We start from the raw sequence: 25,180 nt of genomic DNA on the forward strand, positions 1-25,180 counted from the left end.
AAACAAGCTTGTCTAGATTTTTTTCCATGCCTGGAAGGCGTTTCTGTGTCGCTGCAAATTAAAGTATACATTTTTGTCTACAAGGTTTAAGCTAGCCATATTGAATTTCAGGCAAGAGGAAAACAGCATGGCCAAGACGCACGACATCCCGAAACCGACGGCAGCCGAACTCGATCTGCTGCAAACACTGTGGCCGCTGGGCGCCGCCACGGCCAAGCAGGTGCACGAGGCGATGGCGCTGGCCAAGCCGGCCATCACCTACGGCACCGTGCTGCGCCTGATGCAGATCATGCATGGCAAGGGCTTGCTGATCCGCGACGAAAGTCAGCGTTCGCACGTGTATGCGCCGGCCCAGGCGCAGGACAGCCTGCAGACGAACCTGCTGAAGGATTTGATGCAGAAAGCCTTTGCCGGCTCGGCCAAGGCGCTGGTGCTGGCGGCCCTGCGCACGGGCGTATCGCGCGCCGAACGCGCGGAAATCGAAAAAATGCTCAAGGATGAACAGTCATGAGCGGCTTCGTGCCGGCCCTGGGCTGGACCCTGCTGCACTTCCTGTGGCAAGGTTTGCTGATCGGCTGCGCCACGGCACTGGCCTGGGCCGCCCTGCGCAATGCGCGTCCCGAGGCGCGCTACGCCGTCGGCTGCGGCGCCTTGCTGGCCTGCCTGGCCTGGCCGGCGGCGGGCCTGTACCTGCGCCTGGCGGACACGCAAGCAAGCGGCGTCCTGTTCACCAATCCCCTGCTGCCGGCCGCACTGCTGGTGCCCGACAGCTTGCCCGACCTGCACCTGCTGCTGCGCGCCATCGTCGGCGTGTGGGCGCTGTGTGCCGCCCTGCTGGCCCTGCGCATGGCGCTGGGCATGCTGTGGATAGAACGCAGCGCCAGCAGGATGGGGGCCACGCATGCCTCCTGGCAGGCGCGCCTGTCCCGCATGGCGCAGGATGCGCGCGTGACGCGTCCCGTGCGCCTGCGCATACTCGACGACATCGCCAGTCCGCTCACGGCCGGCATCTGGCGCCCCATGGTGCTGGTGCCCGCAGCGCTGATCACCGGCATGCCGCCGCAGCTGCTCGAAGCGCTGCTGGCGCACGAACTGGCGCACATCCGGCGCCACGACTATCTGCTCAACCTGCTGCAAAACGTCATCGAGGCGCTGCTGTTCTTCCACCCTGCCGTCTGGTGGATTTCACGCGGCGTGCGCCTCGAACGGGAACACATTGCAGATGATTTCGCAGCAAGACAACTGGGCGAACCGCGGCGTCTGGCTCTTGCACTCTCGGAACTGGAACGTCTCCAGTTCTCAACCCACCACCTGGCCCAGGCGGCCAACGGAGGAGATCTTATGTCACGTATCAAACGACTGCTGCGCCCCGCACCACAAACCCTGAACTGGAAGGCGGCCGTGCCGCTGCTGGCCCTGGCCGGCGCCTGTCTCGGCATCTACGGCCAGGCCGTCGCCGCCGACAGCGCGCCGGTACTGGAGCGCCGCCCCGTCATCGACTTTGGCGTCTGCGGCAAACCCGTCTACCCGGCCGCATCGCTGCAGGCAAAGGAAGAGGGCACGGTCAACATGTCCTTCGATGTCGATGCCGCCGGCAAGGTCCGCGGGTCGAGCGTGCTCAACAGCAGCGGCCACCCGGCCCTCGACGAAGCGGCGCGCAGCGGCATCGCCAAGTGCACGTTCAAGCCGGCCCTGGCTGGCGGCAAGCCAGTCAGTGCCAGCGTCAAGGTGCAATACGTCTGGAGACTGAACTAAAGCAGCAGCGGCGGCGTTGCAACTTTGCTGCAGCGCCGCCGCCGCCCGCTTGCGGGTATGATCATGGATTCTTCCACGCCCCTGTGAACACGCCATGAACAAGATCAAAACCGGACTGGTCGGCTACGGCTTTGCCGGCTCCACCTTCCACGCTCCCGTCCTCTCCGCCATCGAGGCACTGGAACTGTCGGCCGTCGCCTCCAGCAAGCCTGAGCTCGTGCACAAGGACTGGCCGCAAGCGACTGTCTACGCCGAAGCGGCGCAGCTGTTTGCCGACCCGGCGATCGAGCTGGTGGTCATCGCCGCCCCCAACGAGGCGCATTTCAGCCTGGCGCTGGCAGCCCTGCAGGCAGGCAAGCACGTGGTGGTCGACAAGCCCTTCACCATTTCCAGCTTTGAAGCGCAGACCCTGATCGACCTGGCAAACAAGAAGCAGCTGGTGCTCAGCGTGTACCACAACCGGCGCTGGGATGGCGACTTCCTGACGCTCAAGGCGCTGCTGGCGCAGGGCACCCTGGGCCGCATCGCCAGCGTCGAATCGCATTTCGACCGCTTCCGCCCCGAGATCCGCCAGCGCTGGCGCGAGTCCGCGGCACCCGGCGGCGGCCTGCTGTACGACCTGGGACCGCACATGCTGGACCAGGCCATGCAGCTGTTCGGCAAGCCGGAAAAGCTGTATGCCGACATCGCCCTGCAGCGCGACAACGCGCAGGCCGTCGACTACATGCACATCGTTTTGTACTACGAGCGCCTGCGCGTGGTGCTGCAGGCCGGTTGCCTGGTGAAGGCGCCGACGGCACGCTTCGCCGTGCATGGCGACAAGGGCAGTTTCGTGAAGTTCGGCCTCGACCCGCAGGAAGACGCCTTGAAGGCGGGCGGCAGGCCGGGCCAGCCAGGCTGGGGCGTGGATCCCGTGCGCGGCGCACTGCACCTGGGAGCGCAGCCGGACGGACATGTTGAACACCTGGAAATGCAGGCGGGCCGCTACCAGGACTTTTACCAGGGCATGGCCGACGCCATCCGTCATGGCGCGCCGGCACCGGTGGCGGCCGAGGATGCGGCAGCGACGATACGTCTGATCGAACTGGCCCTGCACAGCGCTGCGGAAGGCCGCGTGCTCGAGGTCAGCTGATCGGCATCAGTTGATGACGAAGGCCAGCACCACGGCGCCCAGCGCCAGCATGGCCAGGCCGCAGATGAACACCAGTTCGCCCCACCATTCGTAGCGCAGGCGCGACTGGCCGGGGCGCAGCGACATGAAGGACAGCACGGCGCTGACGAGAAACACGACGGCGTCGCCTGCCAGCAGCTTGTCGATCACCACGCGCACGTCGCCGCGCGGCGCCAGGTGCCCGATCGACAGCACGGTCATGCACACGCCGATCATCGTCGCCGACGTGGGCAGGATATGCGCCGACAAGCCCCGTTCAGGCGCCTTGCCGTCGCCAGGCATCAAGTCTTGCCCTGGTTCGTTCCCGCTGGCCAGACCAGTTCCACGCGCGCGGAGCTGCCCGCCTTGATCTGTACCTTGCGCTCCAGCGTCTTGCCCGCCAGGGTGGCGCGCAAGCTGTAGCTGCCCGGCGCCAGCCTGGCCAGCAGGAAGGGGCCGCTGGCCGTGGTCTCGAGCTGCATGGCCCCCTTCGCATCGCGTATTTCCAGCTTCACGTCGGAAGCATATTCCGCCCGTGGCGCCGCCTGCACGGAAAACACCAGGCTCAATGGCCAGTGCCGGCTGGCGCTCTGGATGGCCGTCGATTCATCGAGGCCGATGCCACCGCTCAGGTATTCGACCGCCCCGCTCTTCTGCACAGCAGGCAGCGCACTGTCGGCTTGCGCCTGCGCCACGCCGCCCAGCAAAAGACCGACGCTCAACACCGCTCCCGCCAGGCCCACAATACCGCGTCTGTTAAGTGCCATCTTATTCTCCATCATGTGTGGTTGATATGAATCAAGATAGAAAGCGAAGCTTAGGCCAGTCTTAGCGCATCGTTAGCGCCGGCGCATGGCCTCGGCGATCTTCTGGTCCGTCTTGTACTGGCTCAGCGCATACACGGCCCAGATCGTGGCTGGCAGCCAGCCGATCACGGTAATTTGCAGTATCAGGCAGATGATGCCGGCAATCGGGCGGCCTATGGTGAAAAAGGTCAGCCATGGGAGTATCAAAGCAATCAGCAAGCGCATAGTTGTTTCCTTGTGCATCCCCTGTGCCGCGGGGACCGGACCGGCTGGACCGGCGGTAAAATTCATTAGTCCGATTATAACGATACTGGCGCCTCACGCCGGCACGGGTGCGAGCAGTTTTTCCATCCAGTCCAGGATGGCGGCGAAGATCACTTCGCGGTTCAGTTCGTTGAAATTCTCGTGATAATTGGCCGGATAAAAATGATAGTCGAGCAAGCCATCGGGCACGCTGCGCAGCATGCTTTCCGTGGCGCGGCTGCTGGCCAGCTTGTCGTCACCGGCCACCACGGCGAACAGGGGGAAGGTCCAGCCGGACAGGCCGTCCGCCAGCGCCTTTTGCGCCGACAGCAAGGCATGGGCGAAACGCACCGTCGCCGCACTGGCGCGGATGCCGTCGCGCTCGTCCTGGAAATGGCGCGCGGTAATCGTCTGGTCGTGCGTGAGCAGCATGGTCAGGTTACCCAGCGGCACCTTCATCGTGGGAAAGTGCCTGGCCAGCCAGCCCGACAGCATCTGCATCAGCTTCGGCACGGGAATCGCGTTCACGTAGTACGGCGATGAAATGATAAAACCCTTGATGGCAGGCTCGCCCGCAAAACGGTGTAGTCCCAGGTGCGTGGCGATCAGCCCGCCCATGGAATGGCCCATGACAAAAATCGGCACGCCCGGATACGCAGCCTTGACCCAGGCGAGGAACAGCTCTTCGTCGTCGAGGAAGGCGTCGAAGGAAGGGATGTCGACCTTGCGCTTGCCATCGTGGCCCACCATGTCGAAGCTGACGGTGGCGATGCCGTGCTGGCGGAAATACAGCGCCGGCGTGACGTAGTCGCCCGCATGCGCCATGCCGCCGTGGATGGCCAGGATCACGGCGCGCGGCGGCTGCGGCTGCGGCGGCTCCCAGATGTGGATGGGCCGCTCGACCCCGTCGCTGCACCGCAGGCTGGCCATCTTGTCTTCTGAAAAACGCATCGCTGCTCCTGTCATGCCCTGTCACGCCTTCAGGTGATCGATCAACTGGCGCGCATACAGGGGTAATTCACTGAACTGGCGCACGCAAATCGTCAGATTGCGTACCGACCAGGGATCGGATAATTCCAGGCAGCGCAGCGCCATCGTCTGCTGGCAGCGGCTGGCCGCCGCCAGCGGCACCACGCTCACGCCCACGCCGCTGGCCACCATGCGGCAGACGGCATCGAAGCTGCGCAGTCGCACGCGCACTTTCAGCGGACGACCCAGGCGCGCCGCGTGCAGGCCCAGGTACTGCTGCATCGCGCTGTCGTCGGCCAGGCCGATGAAATCGTGATCAAGCACGCTGGCAAAGTCGACGACACCATCCTGCCCCAGGGCGCGGTGATGCACGCCGTCCGCCGCCGCAATCACCACCAGCCGGTCGGGGCGGAACAAAAACGTCTGCAAGCCGCGCATGTCCACCGAATCGGAGACGATGCCCATGTCGGCCAGCCCTTCCGAGACGGCCTTGACGATATCGTAACTGAGACGCTCTTCCAGGTCGATGGTCAGGTTCGGATGGCGGTCGAGGAAAGCGCCGAGCGCCTCGGGCAGGAATTCGCTGAGCGCCGCCGTATTGCACAGCAGCCGCAGTTGCCCTTTCAAGCCGCGCGCAAATTCGCCCAGCTCTCCGCGCATTTTCTCCATTTGCATTAAAACGAGGCGCGCGTGATGCAGCAGGGTCTGTCCCACGGGCGTCGGCTCCACGCCGCGCCGGCCGCGCAGCAGCAGCGGCATGCCCAGCATCTCCTCCATCCCGCGCACGCGCGCGCTGCTCGAGGCCAGCGCCAGATGGCTGCGCGCGGCGCCCGCCGTCAGGCTGCCCGCCTCCACCACGTTGACAAACAGCTGCAAGTCGACCAGATCAAAACGCATGGCGTCCTCCTTTGCGCCATCTTACCAGCCTTCGCTTCTAACATAGGCTGACTGCGGATAATCCACCTTGGCGAAAGCGCGCGCGGCGCGCAAAATCCATGCACGTTCATTCTTAAATCAAAACATGGATATCGCATTCCTGTTGGCCGTCGGCGCCAGCTTCATCGCCGCAGGCTTCGTCAAGGGCGTAGTGGGACTGGGCTTGCCGACCGTGGCCATGGGCACGCTCAGCCTCGTCATGGCGCCCGTGCAGGCGGCCGCGCTGCTGATCGTGCCCTCGATGGTGACGAACGTGTGGCAGCTGGCGGCCGGTCCCGGCCTGCGCGCCCTGCTGCGGCGCCTGTGGCCCATGCTGGCCGCCGTCATGGCCGGCACCCTGGCGGGCGGCGCGCTGCTGCCGAAGGATAGCGGCGCCTGGGCCGTCGTCGCCCTGGGCGTGGCGCTGATGCTGTACGCGCTGGCCGGCCTGTTTTCGCTGCAGCTGCGCGTGCCCGCCCGGCACGAAGCGTGGCTGGGTCCCGTGATGGGCGCCGCGACGGGCCTGGTGACGGCCGCCACGGGCGTGTTCGTGATCCCCGCCGTGCCGTATCTGCAGGGACTGGGCCTGGCGCGCGATGCGCTGGTACAGGCGCTGGGCCTGGCGTTTACCGTCTCGACGGTGGCGCTGGCGGCCAGCCTGTCCCTGCACGGCGACTTAGGCCTCGGTGCGGCGGGCGCTTCGGCGTATGCGCTGCTGCCGGCGATCGCGGGCATGCTGGCCGGCCAATGGCTGCGCGGGCGCATCTCGCAGCAGGTGTTCAAGCGGTGTTTTTTTGTCGGGCTGTTCGCCCTGGGCCTGCATTCGGCGGTCAAGCCATGGCTGGGATGATAGACGTGCTGCCCTGGGGCGAGCATGCGCTGTCGGCCTGCATCGATGGGCAGCAGGTGGCCATGCTCGATTTCAGCCCCTGCGGCGGCGAAGCCACGCTCAACATGCTATTTGTGAAACCGCCATTTCGCCATCGCGGCGTGGCCAGGGCATTGATGCGCGAAATCCTGCGGCGCTATGCGCAGGTGCGCTGGGTCAATCGAGGCCGAGAATGGACGCGACCGACAGTTCGAGCTGCTCGACCAGCTCCGGCTGCATGAATTGATACTCGTCGGGGATGTCGAGCACGTGGATGGTCTTATGCTCGAGCAGGCGGCCAAACTGCGCGCGCAGGCGCGACTTGTGCTTCTCTTCCATCACGAAAATCACCGCGCACCAGGCCAGGTCATTCGCATTGACGGGATGGCGCGCGTTCGGACTGGTACCGCCCGAACGCACGGACAGGGCAGGATGGCGGCGCCATACCCGCTCCGCCGTGGGACTGCGCCACTGGTTGCGGCTGCAAACGAAGAGGACGTTCAAGCGCGCGTGAACATCAGATGCCGTAGCGCGCGCGGTAAGCGGAAACGGCTTCTTTGTGCTGCAGCAGTTCCGGATCGGCGCCAGCGCCGTTCAGGTAGCCGAACAGGTCGTCCAGGTTGCCGATCGAGATGACGGGGATGCCATATTGTTTCGACACTTCCTGCACCGCCGAACTTGGCGACAGCTGGCCGTCCGGGCCGGAGCGCTCCATGCGGTCCAGGGCGATCAGCACGGCGCATGGCTCGGCGCCGGCGGCACGGATCATGTCCACCGATTCGCGCACCGACGTGCCGGCCGAGATCACATCGTCAATGATGACAACCTTGCCATGCAGCTTGGCGCCGACGATGGTGCCGCCTTCGCCGTGGTCCTTGGCTTCCTTGCGGTTGAAGGCGAACGAGGTGTTACGGCCCTTGCCGGCCAGCGCCACGGCGGTGGCCGACGCCAGGGTGATGCCCTTGTATGCGGGGCCGAACAGCATGTCGAATTCCACGCCCGAGTCGAGCAGGGTCTGCGCGTAGAACTGCGCCAGCTCGGCCAGGGTGGCACCGTCATGGAACAGGCCCGCATTGAAGAAGTACGGCGACTGGCGCCCGGCCTTGGTGGTGAACTCGCCGAACCGCAAGACTCCCTTGGATACTGAAAACGCGATAAACTGCTGGCGTAAATTATTCACATTAGCCTCATTTTTTAAAAGTGCCTGTATTTTAATCCGCGCGCAGCGGCGAGACAATCGCCATGCCGCGCCCGCCGGCCCCGTCCAGCGCCCTTTTCACTCTCAATCTATGCCAAAAATTATCTCCGCCAACCTGAACGGCATCCGCTCCGCCGCCAAAAAAGGCTTTTTCAACTGGATGGGCACGCAAACGGCCGATTTCATCTGCGTGCAGGAATTGAAGGCGCAGCTGCCCGACATGACGCCGGAATTCCTCAACCCGCACGGCTACCATGGCCATTTCCACTACGCCGAGAAAAAAGGCTATTCGGGCACGGGCGTGTACAGCAAGGTGGAACCGGACGCCGTGCATATCGGTTTCGGCAGCCCGGAATTCGATGCCGAAGGCCGCTATGTGCGCTGTGATTTTGGCAACCTGTCCGTCATTTCCGTGTACTGCCCGTCCGGTTCGTCCGGCCCGGAACGCCAGGAAGCCAAGTTCCGCTTCATGGAACTGTTCCTGCCGCACCTGCTGGAATTGAAGGCGCTGGGCCGCGAAGTGGTCATCTGCGGCGACTGGAACATCGCCCACCACGAAATCGACCTGAAAAACTGGAAGGGCAACAAGAAGAATTCCGGCTTCCTGCCCGAGGAACGCGCATGGCTGACGCGCGTCTTCGACGAAGTGGGCTTCGTCGACGTGCACCGCGGCCTGGACAAGCGCGAAGACCAGTACACCTGGTGGAGCAACCGCGGACAGGCCTACGCGAAGAACGTGGGCTGGCGCATCGACTACCACGTCGCCACGCCCGGCATCGCGGCCCAGGCACACACGGTCAGCGTCTACAAGGACGAGCGCTTTTCCGACCACGCGCCGCTGATCATCGACTACACGCTCAAGGCTTAAGCCTCCAGGCTGCGCCGGCTCTCGAAACGGCGCGGCGCGCCGCTCAACGGGTCCGTGAAATCGATGGCGCGCGCCAGCAGCTGCAAGGGCTGCGACATGTCGTCTTCCTTGCACGGCAGGGCCACGGGATAAAACGCATCGTTGACGATGGGGATGCCCAGCGCGGCCAGGTGCACGCGCAGCTGGTGCTTGCGGCCCGTGTGCGGCTGCAGCCGGTACAGATTCAACTCGCCGCGCCGTTCGATCACGTCGATGACGGTTTCCGAATTCGGCTCGCCCGCTTCTTCCCGCATGAGGAAGAACTGCGTGCCCTCGACCATGCGGCTGCGGTAGGTGAACGGAAAGTCGCGCTCCGCCAATGCCGGCGCCAGCGCCTCGTAGGTCTTGCGCACTTCGCGGCGCTGGAACAGCGACTGGTAGGCGCCCCGGCTGGCGACCTGGCGCGAAAAAATCACCACGCCGGCCGTTTCGCGGTCCAGACGGTGGATGGGCGTGAGTTCGGCGCAGTCCAGGTTTCTCTTCAGGCGCGTGAGCAGGGTCTCCTGCACGAAGCGCCCGCCCGGCGTCATGGGCAAAAAATGCGGCTTGTCGACCACCACCAGATGCTCGTCCTGGAACAGGATCGCTTCCTGGAACGGAATCGGCGTTTCGCGCTCCAGCTCGCGGTAGTAAAAGATGCGCATGCCGCGCCGGTACGCGCTGTCCGGGGCCAGCACCGCGCCCTCGCCATCGACCACTTCCCCGCGCGCCATGCGGTCCCGCCATTGCGCGGCGCTGATCTGCGGATAGCGCGCGACGAGGAAGGCGAGCATGCCGGGCCACTGCCCCTCCGGCAGCCACAGATAACTGGGCGCCACGCCGTCACGCATGGGCAACGGTGCGGCAGCGTGACGGCTGGACATGCTAGCGCGACGCGATGGCGTTGCTGCGATACGGCGGCAAGGCATCGACGCTGACGCCCTTGCTGCGCGCGTACAGCGGCAGCACTTGCGCCATGTGGCTGTTCATCTGCGAAATGCGGTCCTTGCCCGACGGGTGCGTCGAAAGGAATTCGGGCGGCGCGCCCTTGCTCACGGCGGCCATCTTCTGCCACAGCACCACGCCGGCGCGCGGATCGAAGCCGGCGCGCGCGGCCAGGTCCATGCCGATCAGGTCCGCTTCGCGTTCATCGTCGCGCGAGAACTTCAGCATCACGCCCTGCGCCGCCATATTGGTGGCCGTACTGGTGATGCTCGGATCGACGCCCAGCCAGGCCGACAGGCCCGCACCCACCAGCTTCGAGCCGACGGCGGCCAGGTTGCCCTTGCCCGCCTGCGCCTGCGAGTGTTCGCGCAGCGCGTGCGAAATCTCATGGCCCATGACGACGGCCACTTCATCGTCGGTCAGGTTCAGCTTGGTGATGATGCCGCTGTAAAAAGCGATCTGCCCGCCGGGCATGCAAAAGGCGTTGACCTGGTCGGAATTGAGCAGGTTGATCTGCCAGTTCCAGCCGGCCGCCGCCTCGTTCCAGCGCGTGGCGAACGGGATGATGCGCTGGGCGATGGCGCGCAGGCGCTTCACCTGCGGGTCGCTGTCGGGCACCAGCGCATTCTTTTCCTTCGCTTCGTTGACCAGCTGCGTGTATTGCTGCTTCGATTGTTCATTAAAATCGACGCCGCCGGCAAAGATGCGCGAGGTCGACAGCGGACGCACCTTGATGCCATCCTGTATCGTCGCCTGCTGCGCGAAGGCGGGCAGCGGCGCCAGCGCCGTCGCCGCGCACAGGCTGGCCAGGACGGCGTAATGTTTAAGGGATACTGGTGCCATTGGCAGACCTCCATGGAGCGATTTTAGGCAGCATCATCATGGCCGGGAAGGCCAGGAAGAAGCACACGATGAAAAAGGAAAACCAGCCCAGCTCCGCGACGAGGAAGCCCACCGAGGCATTGATCAGGGTGCGCGGCACGGCGCTCAGGCTGGAAAACAGGGCATATTGCGTGGCCGTGTAGCGCGGGTCCGTGGTGCGCGACAGGAACGCGACAAAGGCGGCGGCCCCCAGGCCCAGGCTGGCAAACGCTTCGAAGCCGATCACGGCGCTCAACAGCATGGTATTCGGCCCCACCTGCGCCAGCCAGGCGAATCCCAAAATCGCGATCGCCTGCAGCGCGCCGAAGACCCACAGGCCCCGGTTGATGCCCAGCTTGAGCATCCACACGCCGCCCACCACACCGCCGGCCAGGCTGGCCCAGAATCCCGTGGTGTTGGCGGCCAGGCCGATCTGCGTCATGCTGAACCCCAGGTCCAGATAGAACTTCGTCGCCAGCGCCGTGGCCATGCTGTCGCCTATTTTGTAGAGTAATACGAAGGCGAGGATCCACATTGCGTTACGCCAACCATCGCGCGCGATGAATTCGCGGAAGGGCAAGATGATCGCCTCGCGCATGGTCTTCGGCGGCGAGCCGTACACGGTCGGCTCCCTGATCAACAGGGTGCACGCGAGGCCCGGCAGCATGAAGGCGGCCGTGATCCAGAACACGGGCTGCCACGGCATGCGGTCGGCCAGGATCAACGACAGCGCACCCGGCACCATGCCCGCCACTTTATATGCGTTGACGATGACGGCGGCGCCCAGCCCCTGCTCGTTGTCGCTGAGGATTTCGCGGCGGTAGGCGTCGATGACGATGTCCTGGCTGGCCGATAGAAAGGCGACACCGCCGGCAGCGGCGGCGATGAGGCCGATCTGCGAGAGCGGGTCCAGCATGCCCATGCCGCCGATGGAAAAGAACAGTGCCACCTGGGTGAGCGCCATCCAGCCGCGCCGGCGTCCCAGCCCCAGGATGCTGTAGCGGTCCATCAGGGGCGCCCACAGGAATTTCCAGATGTAGGGGAACTGCACCAGGGCGAACAGCCCCAGCGCCTTGACGTTCAGGCCCGACTTGGCCAGCCACGCCTGCAGCAGGTACAGCAGGATGAACAGGGGCAGGCCGGAACTGAAGCCCAGCACCAGCACGGCCAGCATGCGGCCATTGGCATAGGAACGCCAGCCTGGCGCCGGACTGCTGGTCATCAATGCACCGCTTTTTTGCGCAGGCGGAAGACGGCCAGGTCGCCGCGCAGGTTGGGCAGTACGGAGACCATCCTGCCTTCGGCCAGGGCCACGCATTCGATCACTTCCAGGCCGCATTCCTCGGCCAGTTCACGGAAGTCGTTGATGGTAGCGCAGCGCACGTTGGGCGTGTCGTACCACTGGTAGGGCAGCGATTTCGACACGGGCATGCGCCCTTTCAGCAGCGCCACGCGGTGCGGCCAGTAGGCGAAGTTGGGGAACGAGACGATGGCCTCGGCGCCCACCCGCACGATGTCTCGCAGCAGCGGCTCGACCTGCTTCATCATCTGCAGGGAAGACAGGCACAGCACCGTGTCGAAGCTGTTGTCGCCAAAGATCGCCAGGCCCTTTTCCATGTCCTGCTGGATCACGTTGACGCCGCGCTGGGTACTGGCCAGCACCTTGTCGTCGGCGATCTCGATGCCGTAGCCGCTGCATTCCTTATCGCTTTGCAAATATTGCAGCATCACGCCGTCGCCGCAGCCCACGTCCAGCACATGCGCGTTGTCCGGCACCCAGTGGGCGATGAAGGCCAGGTCGGGGCGCAGCGCGCTCAATTCGTCAAAAGTCATGCGGTCTCCTTCGCGCCCTGGCGGACGGCGGTGTTCTGTGCTGCCGCGGGCGCGCCTGCGGCGATGTCATTCCATACCTGGCCGTAGTAGGCGCGCACCATGTTCATGTAGCGCGGATCTTCCAGCAAAAAGGCGTCGTGGCCGTGCGGCGCGTCGATCTCGGCATACGTGACCTGGCGGCGGTTGCATACGAGCGCTTCGACGATTTCGCGGCTGCGCTCGGGCGAGAAGCGCCAGTCGGTGGAAAACGAGGCGAGGAAGAACTTGGCCTTGGTGCCCGACAGGGCCTTCGCCAGGTCGCCGCCATGCGCGCGCGCCGGGTCGAAATAATCGAGCGCCTTGGTGATCAAGAGATAGGTGTTGGCATCGAAGTATTCGGAGAATTTATCTCCCTGGTAGCGCAGGTAGGACTCGATTTCGAAGTCGATGCCGAAGCCGAACTTGTAGTCGCCCGTCTGCGCCGCGTCGCGCAGCTTGCGGCCGAATTTCTCGGCCATGTCGTCGTTCGACAGATAGGTGATGTGGCCCACCATGCGCGCCACGCGCAAGCCGTTCTTCGGCACCACGCCGTGCGCATAGAAGTCGCCGCCACGGTAGTCGGGGTCCGACAGGATGGCCTGGCGCGCCACGTCGTTGAAGGCGATGTTCTGCGCCGACAGCTTGGCCGTCGAGGCGATCACCACGCAGTGGCGCAGCCGCTCGGGGAACATGATGCTCCACGCCAGCGCCTGCATGCCGCCCAGCGAGCCGCCCATCACGGCGGCGAACTGGTTGATGCCCAGTTCATTGGCCAGGCGCGCCTGCGCGCTGACCCAGTCTTCCACCGTGACGACGGGGAAGCTGGCGCCATACGGCTTGCCGGTGGCGGGATTGGTGTGCATGGGGCCCGTCGAGCCGAAGCACGAACCCAGGTTGTTGACGCCGATGACGAAGAATTTGTTGGTGTCGAGCGGCTTGCCCGGTCCCACCATATTGTCCCACCAGCCCGTGCTCTTCGGTTCGTCCGCGTAGACGCCGGCCACGTGGTGCGAGGCGTTCAGGGCGTGGCAGACCAGCACCGCGTTCGATTTGTCGGCGTTCAGGGTGCCGTAGGTTTCATACATCAACATATAGTCCTGCAGCGAGGCGCCGCTTTGCAGCTGCAGGGGTTCCGCAAAATACATGGTTTGCGGCGAAACGATTCCAATGGATGACATGTGTGTCGGTTTATAAAAGGGGGGTGGCCCCACGGGCCATGGTCGATGCAGCACCGCGATGATAGGTGCTGCAACTTTAGCACCAGGACACATCTTGCCGCGCGCGATGTGTCCTGATGCTGATAAAACGACAGTTTACATGAGCTGCAACTGTTGTACGGCTTCCGCGATCACATTTGGCTCCATCGAACGCATAATTTTGCGCATTTGTGGTGCGATCAGCCCCAGGTCGCTGTTGAGAATCTCTTGCTTGACCGCCAACAGTTGCGCCGGATGCATGGAAAACTCGCGCAAGCCCATGCCCAGCAACAGGCGCGTGAGTTTCACGTCGCCCGCCATCTCGCCACAGACGGCCACGTCGATGCCCGCCTTGTGGCCGGCGGCGATCGTCATGGAGATCAGCTGCAGCACGGCCGGATGCAGCGGATTGTACAAATGCGCCACCTCGTAGTCGACGCGGTCGATGGCCAGCGTGTACTGGATCAGGTCATTCGTGCCGATGGAGAGGAAATCCATGCGCTTGACGAACATGGGCAGCGCCAGCGCGGCGGCCGGGATTTCGATCATGGCGCCCACTTCGACGGCATCGTCGAACTTGATGCCTTCCTCGCGCAGGCTGGCCTTGGCTTGCGCGATCATGGCCAGCGACTGGTCGATCTCGAAGGCGTGCGCCAGCATGGGGATCAGGATGCGCACCTTGCCGAAGGCGGAAGCGCGCAGGATGGCGCGCAGCTGCGTCAGGAACAGCTGCGGCTCGGCCAGGCAATAGCGGATGGCGCGCAGGCCCAGGGCGGGATTGAGTGCCGTATGGTCGGCCTGGTCGAGCGGCTTGTCGGCGCCGATGTCGAGCGTGCGGATGGTGACGACCCGCCCCTTCATCGACTGCACCGTGTTGCGGTAGGCCTCGAACTGCTCGTCCTCGGTGGGAATCTTGTGGGCGCGGCCCATGAACAGGAATTCGGAGCGGAACAGGCCCACGCCGCTGGCGCCCGACTCCAGGGCGAACGGGCAATCCTCGGGCAGCTCGATATTCGCCAGCAGGGTGACGGGGGTGCCGCATTTCGTGACGGCCGGCGTCTTTTTCAGCTTGCCCAGCTTTTTGCGCGCACGCTGCATGGCCGTCTGGCGCTCGCGGTACTGTTCCAGCACCAGCGCGCTGGGATTGGCGATCACCACGCCGGCATCGCCGTCGATGATCAGCCAGTCATCCTGCTCGATCAGGGTCGACGCCTGCGACATGCCGACGGCGGCCGGGATGTCCAGGCTGCGCGCGACGATGGCCGTGTGCGAGTTCTGCCCGCCCACGTCGGTGATGAAACCGATGAAGGAGCGGTCGCGGAACTGCAGCATGTCGGCCGGCGAGATGTCGTGGGCGACGACGATCATCTGCGCCATCAGCTCGTCTTCGGCAGCCGCCTTGGGCAGCAATTGCTCCGTGCCCAGCAGGACTTTCAGCACGCGCTCGGCGACTTGCTGGATGTCCGCCTTGCGCTCGCGCAAATACGGGTCTTCAATTTCATCGAATTGCGCAGACAATTCATCGATCTGCGTCAACAGCGCCCATTCGGCGTTGTAGTGGCGCTTGCGGATGATATCGAGCGGCGCTTCGGAAATCATCGGATCGGACAGGATCAGCGCGTGCACGTCGATGAAGGCGCCCAGCTCGGTGGGCGCGTCCTTGGGCAGATCGTTCCACAAGGTTTGCAGTTCCTTGTGGACGGTGGCGATGGCGTTTTGCAGGCGCTGGACTTCGGCTTCGATCTGTTCCTGGGCGACCAGGTAATGTTTGACGTCAAGGGCGGCCGGCGCCAGCAAATGCGCGCGGCCAATGGCAATGCCGCGGGAAACCGGGATGCCGTGGAGCGTGAAGGATGCCATGGGTTGACCTGTCGGAATGCGGCTGCGGCTGCGTTCGGCGGGCATTACTCGCCTTCGCCAAACCTGTCATTAATCAGGGCGGTGAGCGCATCGACACATGCCTGCTCATCATCGCCATCTGCTTCCAGGGTCACTTTCGCGCCCTTGCCGGCGGCCAGCATCATGACGCCCATGATGGACTTGGCATTGATGCGGCGCGCGTTGCGGGTCAACCAGACGTCGCTCTTGAACTTGGCGGCCAACTGGGTAAATTTGGCGGAAGCGCGTGCGTGCAGTCCCAGCTTGTTGATGATTTCGAGTTCTTTTTGAATCATTTTTATATAGTCTTTATCCCTGAATGCACTGCGCTGATGACAATCTTGGCCTATACCACCCGCCGCCTCCAGGGCGGCGGCCCTGCACTTTCCTATTCGCCCACGCGAATGCGGTTATCCACGCGCACGGCGCCGCTTTGCGCGCCGGCCAGGGCCATCTCCACCACCACGTCGAGCGAGTCGCGGCGATAGGTAATCGCGCGCAGCAGCATCGGCAGGCTGATGCCGGCGATGACTTCCACGCGCCCCGCATCGGCCAGCTTGTTGCAGCAGTTCGATGGCGTGCCGCCCTTCACGTCGGTAATCACCAGCACGCCGGAACCGTCGTCGAGGCGGCAGATAGCTTCCGAGGCCAGCTTCTGTACTTCCGCCAGGTCCTGGTCGGCGACGACGTCGATGGCTTCAAAGCGTTCCGTGGGTCCGCGAAACACATGCGCGCAGGCGGCGATGAAAGCCTGGCCCAACGGTGCATGTGTCATGAGCAAAATCCCTACCATAGTCATTTCACCTGTGATCGCTGCTGCGCGGACGCAACACCGTGTTCGACCGCATCGATGAACATGGCGGCCACGTCAAATCCGGTCTGCTGCATAATTTCCTGGAAGCAAGTCGGGCTGGTGACGTTGACTTCCGTCAGGTAGTCGCCGATCACGTCCAATCCTACCAGCATCAGGCCGCGCGCGGCCAGGATCGGGCCCAGCTTTTCCGCGATTTCCAGGTCGCGCGTCGTCAATGGCTGCGCCACGCCCGTGCCGCCGGCGGCCAGGTTGCCACGCACTTCGCCCGCCTGCGGGATGCGCGCCAGCGAAAACGGCACCGGCTTGCCGCCGATGACGAGAATGCGCTTGTCGCCCTTGACGATGTCGGCGATGAAGCGCTGCGCCATGATGGTTTGCGCGCCGTTCTCCGTCAGCGTCTCGATGATGGCGCCCAGGTTCAGGCCATCGGCCTTGACGCGGAAGATGCCCGTGCCGCCCATGCCGTCGAGCGGCTTGAAGATGACGTCCTGGTGCTTGGCGTGGAAGGCGCGCAGGCGCGCTTCGTTCGACGTCACCAGGGTCGGCGAAGTGAATTCGGAAAACTGCGCGATGGCCAGCTTTTCATTGTTGTCGCGGATGGCGGATGGCTTGTTGAAGACGCAGGCGCCCTGCTTTTCCGCCAGTTCCAGCAGATATGTGCCGTACACGTATTCCATGTCGAACGGCGGGTCCTTGCGCTCGATGATGGCGTCCAGCGTCGACAGGCGTACTTCGTCGGTGGAGACGACCTTGTACCAGTCGTGCTCGTCGCCCGTCAGCGCGATGTGCTTGACCAGTGCCGTGACGATGCCTTCTTCCAGCGCCATGTCCTTCTGCTCGAAGGCATGGACGGCGTGGCCGCGCCTGGCCGCCTCGCGCATCATGGCAAAGGTGGAATCTTTGTAGGTCTTGAAGCTTGCCAGCGGGTCGGCAAGGAATGCAATTTTCATGGTGCGTCCAATCGGGGAGCCTGGATAAGGAATGCTTGATTCTAGCCGAGATCGCCAGGCACAGTAGTCACCGCGCCCGGCACGCCTCATGGATGGATCAATACACCTCGGGATTCGGGTCCGTACGCTCCATTTCCAGCGACGCGGCCAGCAAGGCCAGGCGCGCCACCACGCCATACACATAGAAACGGTTCGGCGCGGCCGTGCCCGGCTTGGCCTTCAAGTCCGGCACAGCATGCTGCTGGGCAAACGCCAGCGGCACGTACTGCGAGCCGGGCGCGTTCAGGTTCTGGTCCACGCCCCGCTCCGCATGCACGCGGTAGAAGCCGCCCACCACATAGCGGTCGATCATGTAGACGACGGGCTCGGCCACGGCATCCTTGATGCTCTCGAAGGTCGGCACGCCTTCCTGGATGATCACATCCGTGACGACCTTGCCATCCTTGACGATGGACATCTTGTCGCGCTGCTTGCGCGACAGGTCGCGCACTTCGCTGGCGTCGCGCACCGTCATGATGCCCGTGCCATACGTGCCCGCATCGGGCTTGACGATGACGAAGGGCTTTTCCTTGATGCCGTATTCCTTGTATTTCTTGCGGATCTTCGCCAGCAGCACGTCCACACTGGCGGCCAGCGCGTCTTCGCCCTCGCCTTCCTGGAAGTTGACGTCGCTGCATTTGGCGTGGAAGGGGTTGAGCATCCACGGATCGACGTCGATCATCTTGCCGAACTTTTTCACCACTTCATCGTAGGCCGTGTAGTGGTTGCTCTTGCGACGCAAGGCCCAGCCCGCATGCAAGGGCGGCAACAGACTTTGTTCATGAATATTTTGCAAGATATCGGGGATACCGTCCGACAAGTCGTTATTCAGCAGAATCGTGCACGGGTCGAAATCCTTCAAGCCCAGGCGGCGGCCATTGTTCAGGCGCACGAGGGGTTCGATGACGAGCATGTTGCCATCTGGCAACGCCAGCGGTGTCGGCTGGGTGATGTCGGGCGACCACGAGCCGAAGCGCACGTGCAGTCCCGTCTGGCGGAAGATCTGCATCAGGCGCGCCACGTTCTGCAGGTATTGCGGCGTGGTGTTGTGCAATTCCGGCACGATCAGCAGGTTGCGGGCATCCGGGCAATACTTGTCGATGGCGGCCATGGCCGCCTGCACGGACAGGGGCAGCATTTCCGTGGCCAGGTTATGAAAACCGCCAGGGAACAGATTGGTATCGACGGGCGCCAGCTTGTAGCCGGCATTGCGCAAGTCAACCGAGCAATAGAAGGGCGGCGTGTGCTCTTGCCACTCCATGCGGAACCAGCGCTCAATGGCCGGCGTCGCGGCCAGAATCTTTTTTTCGAGGTCGAGCAGCGGTCCGGTCAGGGCCGTGACGAGATGGGGAACCATAGTTACATCCTTAAATTATGTGCAGTATTCAAAAAAGCACACAGAACTGCCGACTATATTACCGTGTAAGTACCCCAAATCGGGGCAAAAGCCTTGTTTTAAAGACCTTTTCCATTCCCATGACGAAAAAAAGGCGCCTCGATGAGACGCCTTTTCCGGCAAAACCACGCTGCGGCGGTGCGCCTGGGCGCTCCCGCAGCAGAAAATTAGCATTTAACCATGATATGCCTGTTCGCCATGGCTGGTGATATCGAGGCCTTCGCGCTCTTCTTCTTCCGGCACGCGCAGGCCGATGACGATGTCGACCAGTTTATAGGCGATGACGGAGACCACGGCCGACCAGATGATGGTCGTGCCGACTGCCTGCGCCTGTACCCATACCTGGTGGCCGATCGAATACGGATCCGCCGACATCTTGTTGGTGACGTAGTCGAAGATGCCCTGGCCGCCCAGTTGTGGTGCAGCAAATACACCCGTCAGCAAGGCACCCAGGATGCCGCCCACGCCGTGCACGCCGAATACGTCGAGCGAATCGTCGGCGCCGATCAGGCGTTTCAGGCCATTCACGCCCCACAGGCAGACGATACCGGCCAGCAAGCCGATGACCAGGCCGCCCATCGGGCCGACAAAGCCGGCCGCCGGGGTGATCGCCACCAGGCCGGCCACGGCACCGGAAGCGCCACCGAGCATGGAAGGCTTGCCCTTGGTGATCCACTCGCCGAACACCCACGACAGGGTCGCGGCAGCCGTGGCCAGCATGGTGTTGACGAAGGCCAGGGCGGCCACGTCGCCCGCTTCCAGCGAGGAGCCGGCATTGAAACCGAACCAGCCCACCCACAGCAGGGAAGCGCCGATCATGGTCATCGTCAGCGAGTGCGGTGCCATCGATTCGCGGCCATAGCCGACGCGCTTGCCGATCATGATGGCGCCCACCAGGCCGGCGATAGCGGCATTGATGTGCACCACGGTGCCGCCGGCGAAGTCCAGCGCGCCTTTTTGCCAGATCCAGCCCGCTTTCAGGGCTTCGCTGGCCGAGGTGGCGGCGTTGGTGATGGCATCAGGACCGGTCCAGAACCAGACCATGTGGGCTGCCGGCAGGTAGGCAAACGTGAACCACAGTACGACGAAGGCCAGCACGGCGGAAAACTTGGCGCGTTCGGCAAAGGCGCCGACGATCAGCGAGCAGGTAATCGCGGCAAACGTGCCCTGGAAGGCGACAAACACGAACTCGGGGATGACGACGCCCTTGCTGAAGGTGGCGGCGGAGGCAAAGGTGCCCTTTACCGGATCCCAGATGCCATTCAGGAAGAGACGGTCGAAGCCACCGAAGAAGGCGGTTTTTTCCGTGAAGGCGACCGAGTAGCCATAAATGCACCACAGCACCACGACCAGCGCGAAGACCATGAATACCTGCATCAGGACGGACAGCATGTTCTTCGAACGCACCAGGCCGCCGTAGAACAGGGCCAGGCCGGGGATGGTCATCAAAATGACCAGCACGGTGCAGATCATCATGAAACTCGTGTCGCCCTTGTTGGCGACGGGGGCGGCGGCTGGCGCCGGCGTGGCAGCAGCCGCGGCGGCCGCTGCTGGCGCGACGGCGGCTGGTGCAGCGTCAGGCGCAGGCGTCACGGCTGGCGTGGCGACCGCGGCCGCAACGGCTTCCGGCTTGGCCGGCGCATCGGCAAAACTGGGCGCGGCAACGCCAAACGCACACAGACAGGCAAACCCAGCTAGCAATTTTGTTATATTTTTACGCATCAATATTCCCCTTAGAGCGCTTCGTTGCCGGTTTCACCGGTACGGATGCGAATGACTTGTTCCAGGTTGTACACAAAAATCTTGCCATCGCCGATTTTACCGGTACGCGCGGCACCTTCGATCGCCTCGATGGCCTGGTCGACGATGGCATCGTCGACGGCCGCTTCAATTTTTGTTTTTGGCAAGAAATCGACGACATACTCGGCGCCACGGTACAGTTCCGTGTGGCCCTTCTGGCGGCCAAACCCCTTGACTTCGGTGACGGTAATGCCTTGCACATTGATAGCAGACAAGGCTTCGCGCACTTCATCCAGTTTGAACGGCTTAATGATTGCAGTAATCATTTTCATGGCAGTCTCGCTTAAAAGGTTTTGGAAACAGTCAGGACCAGGCCAGTTTTCGCCAGGTTCTTGCCGTTCGGTGCCAGCGACGTGATGTCGGCGCGCACGGCCGCCAGCGACACGGTGACAACGCCGGGGAAATCCTTGGTCACGCCCAGCTTGTAGTCATAGTAGCTGAGCGAGTCATTGTGTTTGACGCTCTGATGGCCCACGTGCAGGTTGAACGTATAGTCGTCGTACAGCGGCACGTTCAGGCCGGCATCGATATAGCCGCTGTTCTTGCTGTCGGCCACGCCAAACAGGTTGGTCGTCGAGTGCGAATACTTGATGTAGGCCGGCCCGAAACCGACCTGGCCGTACAGCTCGAAGGTATTGGCATTCGTGCTCAGTCCATTCGATGGGTAGAAGTAGTACAGGCCACCCACATCGTAGGTGATCCCCGGTGCGAATTCGCCCCGTTTGCCGCCGTAGATATCCCATTCCAGGTTCGTGTCGCCGCCGCCATCCTTGATCCATTTGATGCTCGACAGCCAGGTGCCCACATACAGGCCCGTCGGGTTGTGGGTATAGTCGGTGCCACCGCTGATGGCGGGATCGAGACGGCTTTGCGACAGGCCGCGGTAGCGGTAATCGCTCGTCAGCGCCACGTTGTAACTCACTACATTATCGGGTACCGCTTCGGCAGCAGCCGGTGCCGCCGCCGCATCCTGGGCCATGGCATGGCCGCTCAGGGCGGCCACGGCCAACGTCAACGCTGCAGCTAAAGTCATGTTCTTGGACAGATTCTTCATGGCGATTCCCTTTTATTGAACTTTTAAAGCAGTTGAGGTTTAAAATCTTGTCTGGAGATCACAAAGCGTTCATAGCTTCTTTAGCAGAATACGTGCCAGCTCCATTGCCACCTTGACAGGTGCATTTCCGTCCATACATACCCTGCAAGCCCCTGGACATGCGGCAAGGAACTGCTGGAGAGTTATAACTGCCAGGATTCGCACCAGATTAACGCCGCTGTGCACCGCAATGGTGCGATGCACAGGCTGCACCACAAAGGACCTACCATGGACATGAATACCTTTTTTAACGACCTGCAAGGCAAGATCCATCAAGCCATAGAAAACTCGCCGGCCAAGGATATCGAGAAGAACGTGAAATCGATGATGACCCAGGGCTTTGCCCGCCTGGACCTGGTCACGCGCGAAGAATTTGATATCCAGGCACAAGTGCTGGCCAAGACCCGCGCGAAACTGGATGCACTGGAATTGCGCCTGATCGAACTGGAAACCCGCCTGAACGAACCAAAAGTGTAAGGTGACCGGCAAGCCGCCTTTCAGCGGTCTTGCTGGCATACCTCAAACCTGCGGCGGCACCAACGGCTACACTGAACCTGCCCGCGCCCGCGGTGCAGGGGAAACTCATGAGCCTGGCAGTCCTGAAAAGCCGCGCCCTGGCCGGCATGGAGGCGCCCGAGGTCAGTGTCGAAACCCACCTTGCCAATGGCTTGCCGTCGTTTACGATCGTTGGCTTGCCGGATACGGAAGTCAAGGAATCGCGCGACCGGGTGCGTGCCGCGCTGCAGAACTGCGGTTTCGACATGCCGGCGCGGCGCATCACCGTCAACCTGGCCCCAGCCGATTTACCCAAGGAATCGGGCCGCTTCGACCTGCCCATCGCACTGGGCATCCTGGCCGCCTCCGGCCAGTTGCCAGCCGACCAGCTACACCACTATGAATTTGCCGGCGAACTGTCCTTGTCGGGGCAGTTGCGTCCCATCCGTGGTGCGCTGGCCATGACCTTTGCCATGCAGCGCAGCCAGGGCGGCGCACCGCGCGCCTTCATCCTGCCATACGCGAATGCCGACGAGGCCTCGCTGGTCCGCGATGCCGCCATCTATCCGGCGCATACCTTGCTCGAGGTCTGCGCGCATTTTGCCGCACGCGACAGCCAGACCATCCTGCAGCGCCACCAGGCGCAGCTGCCAGCGCCCGCCATGCCGTATCCGGACTTCTCTGATGTACAAGGGCAACAGCAAGCCCGCCGCGCCCTGGAAGTGGCGGCCGCGGGCGGCCATAACGTGCTGATGGTGGGGCCGCCCGGTACGGGCAAGACCATGCTGGCCAGCCGTTTTCCTGGCGTACTGCCACCGATGAGCGACGAAGAAGCGCTGGAGTCGGCTGCCGTGCACTCGCTGGGCGGCCATTTCAAGGTGGAGCACTGGAAACGGCGGCCCTATCGCGCTCCGCACCAGACCGCCTCGGGCGTGGCGCTCGTCGGTGGCGGCCACGTGCCGCGGCCCGGTGAAATCTCGCTGGCACACTGCGGCGTGCTATTTCTTGATGAAATCGCCGAATTTGACCGCAAGGTGCTCGATGTCCTGCGCCAGCCCATGGAATCGGGCCTCATCACCATTTCACGGGCGGCCCGCCAAGCCGAATTTCCCGCCCGCTTCCAGCTGATCGCCGCCATGAACCCCTGTCCCTGCGGCTACCTGGGGCACGCCTCGGGCCGCTGCCGCTGCACGCCGGACGCCGTGCTGCGCTACCACAGCCGTTTATCCGGCCCCTTGCTCGACCGCATCGACCTGCAAATCGAAGTGGCGGCCATGCCGCCCGCGTCACTGCGCCGCCAGGCCGGTACCGCCGAAGGCACGCAGCCCATCGCCGCGCGGGTCGCGGCCGCCTTCGCCTTGCAACTGGCACGCCAGGGCAAGTCCAACCAGCGCCTGAATAACAGGGAAATCGAACAACATTGCCAGCTGGAACAACAGGGCGAACGGCTATTGCTTGATGCCATGCTGCGCCTGCACTGGTCGGCGCGCACGTATCACCGTGTCCTGCGCGTGGCCCGCAGCATCGCCGACCTGGCAGGCAGTGCCCGCATCATGCCGCCGCATATTGCCGAAGCGATTCAATACCGGCGCGTGCTGCAGGAAATCTAGTCAGGCGCGCCGCCAGACGCGTGCGCGATTGCGTGCAAGGGGCGACGCTGCTACCATCTGCTGATGAAAAAAACATCAATTGCCGCTGTTCTGGCGACACTCGCGGCTGCCGGCGTACTGGCCGCCTGCAGCCCCAAACATGACTGGCGCGACTATCGTAGCCCCGATGCCCAGTTCACGGCTTTGTTTCCCAGCAAGCCAGCCGTACTGACGCGCGACATTGACCTCGACGGCAAGAAAGTCAGCCTGACCATGACGGCCAGCGAAGTCGACGGCGGCACCTTTGCCGTCGGCAGTGCCACGCTCGATAACGCGGAACAGGCGCAGGCAGCGCTGCCCGCCATGAAGACCGCCTTGCTGAAAAATATCAATGGCAAGGTGCGTAACGAACAAACTGCCGCGGCCGCCAGTAGCACCGGGGCAGGCATGCACCAGCGCAGCTCGCTGAGCATCGAGGCGACGGGCACGCAGCAGGGCAAACCCGTCTTGCTCGTGGGCCGTTTCGTGGCACAGGACAAGCACATCGCCCAGATCGTCATCCTCGGGGAAGAAAGCAAGCTGTCGCGCGAGACCATCGAGACCTTCCTCGACTCCGTGAAACTGGAGTGAGACTTAACGATCACTTAAACGGACGGCTGCCTGGCAGCGAGGCCCTTGTAATTGCGTGTCCTGTCCAACAGATGGCGCTATCCGGCTTGCAAATGTGCAATCCGGGCAATCGGACGGCCTGTGTAAATTTTCAAGTCGTGATATTGTTTCGACACTAACAACAAGTTCCAGAAAGTGCATATGTTGATCTCATTCAAATCCAAATCCTCCCCTGAAGTGCTGATGTACCAGGAACATGCACAACGTATCCTCGACATCCTGCACAAGAACCCGACACGCGGCGTCATCACGGCAGCGGAAGCGGGTGAAGCCCTGGCCCTGCTGGAAAAGGAAGTGGCGGAAAGCAAACGGCATCCGGAAAACGACATCGAACATGATGTGCATACGCCGGAGACGCTGGAAGATGGCGAATCGGGCGAACATGCGCGTGCGCAAAAAGTCCACCTGTCGCAACGCGCCTACCCGCTGATGGAAATGCTGCGTTCGGCCAAGGCCGAAGGCGAAAGCATCATCTGGGGCGTGTAGTGCAATGAAGGCAACAGACGAAAAAAAACCCCGCTGCTAGCGGGGTTTTTTTATATAACAAGCCTGACGATAACCTACACTGGTTGCAGCACTATCATCGGCGCAAAGTTGTTTCACGGTCCTGTTCGGGATGGGAAGGGGTGGGACCAACTTGCTATGGTCATCAGGCATAACTTTTTCAACAGCCTGCTCCCAACGGGGCAGCAAACCATCTGATCTGAGGAGGCGAATTATATAGGAATTTGCCTGAAGAGGGGAGTAAAAGTGGGCTTGTAGGCCGATAAAAGCAGCAGACGAAAAAAAACCCGCTCATTGCTGAGCGGGTTTT

30 protein-coding genes and 1 rRNA gene are annotated in these 25,180 nt (G+C 62.9%); 10 read left to right on the forward strand and 21 right to left on the reverse strand.

All coding sequences use genetic code 11. From position 1 onward, the window contains the following. Positions 1 to 127 precede the first annotated feature (127 nt). From EBS11_RS18575 to EBS11_RS18585, 3 genes are all read left to right on the forward strand, one after another. Complete coding sequence (locus EBS11_RS18575) at positions 128 to 511, forward strand: BlaI/MecI/CopY family transcriptional regulator (protein ID WP_290605164.1); 384 nt, start codon at positions 128 to 130, stop codon at positions 509 to 511. Next, complete coding sequence (locus tag EBS11_RS18580) at positions 508 to 1,755, forward strand: M56 family metallopeptidase (RefSeq protein WP_290605166.1); 1,248 nt, start codon at positions 508 to 510, stop codon at positions 1,753 to 1,755. Before EBS11_RS18575 ends, EBS11_RS18580 begins: the two co-directional genes overlap by 4 nt. 94 nt (positions 1,756 to 1,849) lie before the next feature. Then, a complete protein-coding gene (locus EBS11_RS18585) occupies positions 1,850 to 2,887 on the forward strand; it encodes an oxidoreductase (protein WP_290605168.1) in 1,038 nt (345 codons plus the stop codon). Positions 2,888 to 2,893: 6 nt separating this feature from the next. On the opposite strand, the gene EBS11_RS18590 is transcribed toward EBS11_RS18585, so the two are convergent. The 5 genes from EBS11_RS18590 to EBS11_RS18610 form a co-directional block, all read right to left on the reverse strand. After that, positions 2,894 to 3,208: a hypothetical protein gene (locus EBS11_RS18590; protein WP_290605214.1), complete on the reverse strand. Its 315-nt coding sequence runs from the start codon at positions 3,206 to 3,208 to the stop codon at positions 2,894 to 2,896. Next, complete coding sequence (locus EBS11_RS18595; protein ID WP_290605169.1) at positions 3,208 to 3,672, reverse strand: carboxypeptidase regulatory-like domain-containing protein; 465 nt, start codon at positions 3,670 to 3,672, stop codon at positions 3,208 to 3,210. The genes EBS11_RS18590 and EBS11_RS18595 overlap by 1 nt, the downstream gene beginning before the upstream one ends. A gap of 72 nt (positions 3,673 to 3,744) precedes the next feature. Continuing rightward, positions 3,745 to 3,936: a YqaE/Pmp3 family membrane protein gene (locus EBS11_RS18600; RefSeq protein ID WP_010393172.1), complete on the reverse strand. Its 192-nt coding sequence runs from the start codon at positions 3,934 to 3,936 to the stop codon at positions 3,745 to 3,747. Between the two features lie 93 nt (positions 3,937 to 4,029). Further along, positions 4,030 to 4,905, reverse strand: a complete 876-nt coding sequence (locus EBS11_RS18605) for an alpha/beta fold hydrolase (RefSeq protein ID WP_290605171.1) — start codon at positions 4,903 to 4,905, stop codon at positions 4,030 to 4,032. A gap of 21 nt (positions 4,906 to 4,926) precedes the next feature. Next, positions 4,927 to 5,820, reverse strand: a complete 894-nt coding sequence (locus EBS11_RS18610) for a LysR substrate-binding domain-containing protein (RefSeq protein WP_290605173.1) — start codon at positions 5,818 to 5,820, stop codon at positions 4,927 to 4,929. Between the two features lie 124 nt (positions 5,821 to 5,944). Between EBS11_RS18610 and EBS11_RS18615 the strand changes: the two genes are divergently transcribed. Both EBS11_RS18615 and EBS11_RS28380 read left to right on the forward strand, forming a co-directional pair. Continuing rightward, complete coding sequence (locus EBS11_RS18615; protein ID WP_290605175.1) at positions 5,945 to 6,688, forward strand: sulfite exporter TauE/SafE family protein; 744 nt, start codon at positions 5,945 to 5,947, stop codon at positions 6,686 to 6,688. Then, the gene (locus tag EBS11_RS28380; RefSeq protein WP_365955716.1) at positions 6,685 to 6,948 is read left to right on the forward strand and encodes a GNAT family N-acetyltransferase; all 264 of its coding nucleotides are present in this window, start codon (positions 6,685 to 6,687) and stop codon (positions 6,946 to 6,948) included. The genes EBS11_RS18615 and EBS11_RS28380 overlap by 4 nt, the downstream gene beginning before the upstream one ends. On the opposite strand, the gene EBS11_RS18620 is transcribed toward EBS11_RS28380, so the two are convergent. After that, positions 6,884 to 7,210 carry a phosphotyrosine protein phosphatase gene (locus EBS11_RS18620; RefSeq protein WP_290605177.1) on the reverse strand — a complete coding sequence of 109 codons (327 nt, stop codon included), beginning with the start codon at positions 7,208 to 7,210 and terminating at the stop codon, positions 6,884 to 6,886. The genes EBS11_RS28380 and EBS11_RS18620 overlap by 65 nt on opposite strands. A gap of 13 nt (positions 7,211 to 7,223) precedes the next feature. Continuing rightward, positions 7,224 to 7,886: an orotate phosphoribosyltransferase gene (pyrE, locus tag EBS11_RS18625; protein WP_092803624.1), complete on the reverse strand. Its 663-nt coding sequence runs from the start codon at positions 7,884 to 7,886 to the stop codon at positions 7,224 to 7,226. A gap of 109 nt (positions 7,887 to 7,995) precedes the next feature. On the opposite strand from pyrE, the gene EBS11_RS18630 reads away from it, so the two are divergent. Continuing rightward, positions 7,996 to 8,772 carry an exodeoxyribonuclease III gene (locus EBS11_RS18630; RefSeq protein ID WP_077399376.1) on the forward strand — a complete coding sequence of 259 codons (777 nt, stop codon included), beginning with the start codon at positions 7,996 to 7,998 and terminating at the stop codon, positions 8,770 to 8,772. Here EBS11_RS18630 and EBS11_RS18635 read toward each other — a convergent pair. The 13 genes from EBS11_RS18635 to EBS11_RS18695 form a co-directional block, all read right to left on the reverse strand. After that, on the reverse strand, positions 8,769 to 9,674 hold the full coding sequence (locus EBS11_RS18635) for an RluA family pseudouridine synthase (RefSeq protein WP_290605181.1): 906 nt from the start codon (positions 9,672 to 9,674) through the stop codon (positions 8,769 to 8,771). The genes EBS11_RS18630 and EBS11_RS18635 overlap by 4 nt on opposite strands. Before the next feature lies 1 nt (position 9,675). Continuing rightward, positions 9,676 to 10,578 (reverse strand): M48 family metallopeptidase, encoded by a 903-nt coding sequence (locus EBS11_RS18640; protein WP_290605183.1) that lies wholly within the window; start codon positions 10,576 to 10,578, stop codon positions 9,676 to 9,678. Continuing rightward, on the reverse strand, positions 10,559 to 11,818 hold the full coding sequence (locus tag EBS11_RS18645) for an AmpG family muropeptide MFS transporter (RefSeq protein ID WP_290605185.1): 1,260 nt from the start codon (positions 11,816 to 11,818) through the stop codon (positions 10,559 to 10,561). Before EBS11_RS18645 ends, EBS11_RS18640 begins: the two co-directional genes overlap by 20 nt. Further along, positions 11,818 to 12,429 carry a methionine biosynthesis protein MetW gene (gene metW, locus EBS11_RS18650; RefSeq protein ID WP_290605187.1) on the reverse strand — a complete coding sequence of 204 codons (612 nt, stop codon included), beginning with the start codon at positions 12,427 to 12,429 and terminating at the stop codon, positions 11,818 to 11,820. The genes EBS11_RS18645 and metW overlap by 1 nt, the downstream gene beginning before the upstream one ends. After that, positions 12,426 to 13,625: a homoserine O-acetyltransferase gene (locus tag EBS11_RS18655; protein ID WP_290605189.1), complete on the reverse strand. Its 1,200-nt coding sequence runs from the start codon at positions 13,623 to 13,625 to the stop codon at positions 12,426 to 12,428. The genes metW and EBS11_RS18655 overlap by 4 nt, the downstream gene beginning before the upstream one ends. 135 nt (positions 13,626 to 13,760) lie before the next feature. Next, on the reverse strand, positions 13,761 to 15,503 hold the full coding sequence (gene ptsP / locus EBS11_RS18660) for a phosphoenolpyruvate--protein phosphotransferase (protein ID WP_290605191.1): 1,743 nt from the start codon (positions 15,501 to 15,503) through the stop codon (positions 13,761 to 13,763). Between the two features lie 44 nt (positions 15,504 to 15,547). Then, entirely contained in the window at positions 15,548 to 15,817 is a 270-nt protein-coding gene (locus EBS11_RS18665; RefSeq protein WP_092803603.1) for an HPr family phosphocarrier protein, read from the reverse strand. Between the two features lie 92 nt (positions 15,818 to 15,909). Further along, positions 15,910 to 16,314, reverse strand: coding sequence for a PTS fructose transporter subunit IIA (locus EBS11_RS18670; protein ID WP_131376741.1), 405 nt, complete (start codon positions 16,312 to 16,314; stop codon positions 15,910 to 15,912). A 2-nt stretch (positions 16,315 to 16,316) separates the two neighbouring features. Further along, positions 16,317 to 17,285, reverse strand: a complete 969-nt coding sequence (gshB, locus tag EBS11_RS18675) for a glutathione synthase (RefSeq protein ID WP_290605195.1) — start codon at positions 17,283 to 17,285, stop codon at positions 16,317 to 16,319. Positions 17,286 to 17,382: 97 nt separating this feature from the next. Continuing rightward, positions 17,383 to 18,681: a glutamate--cysteine ligase gene (gshA, locus tag EBS11_RS18680; protein WP_070254361.1), complete on the reverse strand. Its 1,299-nt coding sequence runs from the start codon at positions 18,679 to 18,681 to the stop codon at positions 17,383 to 17,385. Positions 18,682 to 18,894: 213 nt separating this feature from the next. Further along, on the reverse strand, positions 18,895 to 20,442 hold the full coding sequence (gene amt, locus EBS11_RS18685) for an ammonium transporter (RefSeq protein ID WP_290605198.1): 1,548 nt from the start codon (positions 20,440 to 20,442) through the stop codon (positions 18,895 to 18,897). Positions 20,443 to 20,453: 11 nt separating this feature from the next. Further along, positions 20,454 to 20,792 carry a P-II family nitrogen regulator gene (locus tag EBS11_RS18690; protein WP_010393464.1) on the reverse strand — a complete coding sequence of 113 codons (339 nt, stop codon included), beginning with the start codon at positions 20,790 to 20,792 and terminating at the stop codon, positions 20,454 to 20,456. 11 nt (positions 20,793 to 20,803) lie between these two features. Next, on the reverse strand, positions 20,804 to 21,574 hold the full coding sequence (locus EBS11_RS18695; RefSeq protein WP_290605202.1) for a TorF family putative porin: 771 nt from the start codon (positions 21,572 to 21,574) through the stop codon (positions 20,804 to 20,806). Positions 21,575 to 21,841: 267 nt separating this feature from the next. On the opposite strand from EBS11_RS18695, the gene EBS11_RS18700 reads away from it, so the two are divergent. The 4 genes from EBS11_RS18700 (at position 21,842) to EBS11_RS18715 (ending at position 24,852) form a co-directional block, all read left to right on the forward strand. Further along, on the forward strand, positions 21,842 to 22,090 hold the full coding sequence (locus EBS11_RS18700; RefSeq protein WP_290605204.1) for an accessory factor UbiK family protein: 249 nt from the start codon (positions 21,842 to 21,844) through the stop codon (positions 22,088 to 22,090). 107 nt (positions 22,091 to 22,197) lie between these two features. Further along, on the forward strand, positions 22,198 to 23,718 hold the full coding sequence (locus tag EBS11_RS18705; RefSeq protein ID WP_290605206.1) for a YifB family Mg chelatase-like AAA ATPase: 1,521 nt from the start codon (positions 22,198 to 22,200) through the stop codon (positions 23,716 to 23,718). A 63-nt stretch (positions 23,719 to 23,781) separates the two neighbouring features. Then, positions 23,782 to 24,327, forward strand: coding sequence for a hypothetical protein (locus EBS11_RS18710; protein ID WP_290605208.1), 546 nt, complete (start codon positions 23,782 to 23,784; stop codon positions 24,325 to 24,327). Between the two features lie 180 nt (positions 24,328 to 24,507). Then, positions 24,508 to 24,852 (forward strand): DUF1840 domain-containing protein, encoded by a 345-nt coding sequence (locus EBS11_RS18715; RefSeq protein ID WP_290605210.1) that lies wholly within the window; start codon positions 24,508 to 24,510, stop codon positions 24,850 to 24,852. Positions 24,853 to 24,913: 61 nt separating this feature from the next. Here EBS11_RS18715 and rrf read toward each other — a convergent pair. Beyond that, positions 24,914 to 25,020 (reverse strand): 5S ribosomal RNA (gene rrf, locus EBS11_RS18720). Between the last annotated feature and the right edge of the window lie 160 nt (positions 25,021 to 25,180).

This window comes from Janthinobacterium sp. (assembly GCF_009923995.1).
Lineage (GTDB): Bacteria > Pseudomonadota > Gammaproteobacteria > Burkholderiales > Burkholderiaceae_D > Janthinobacterium.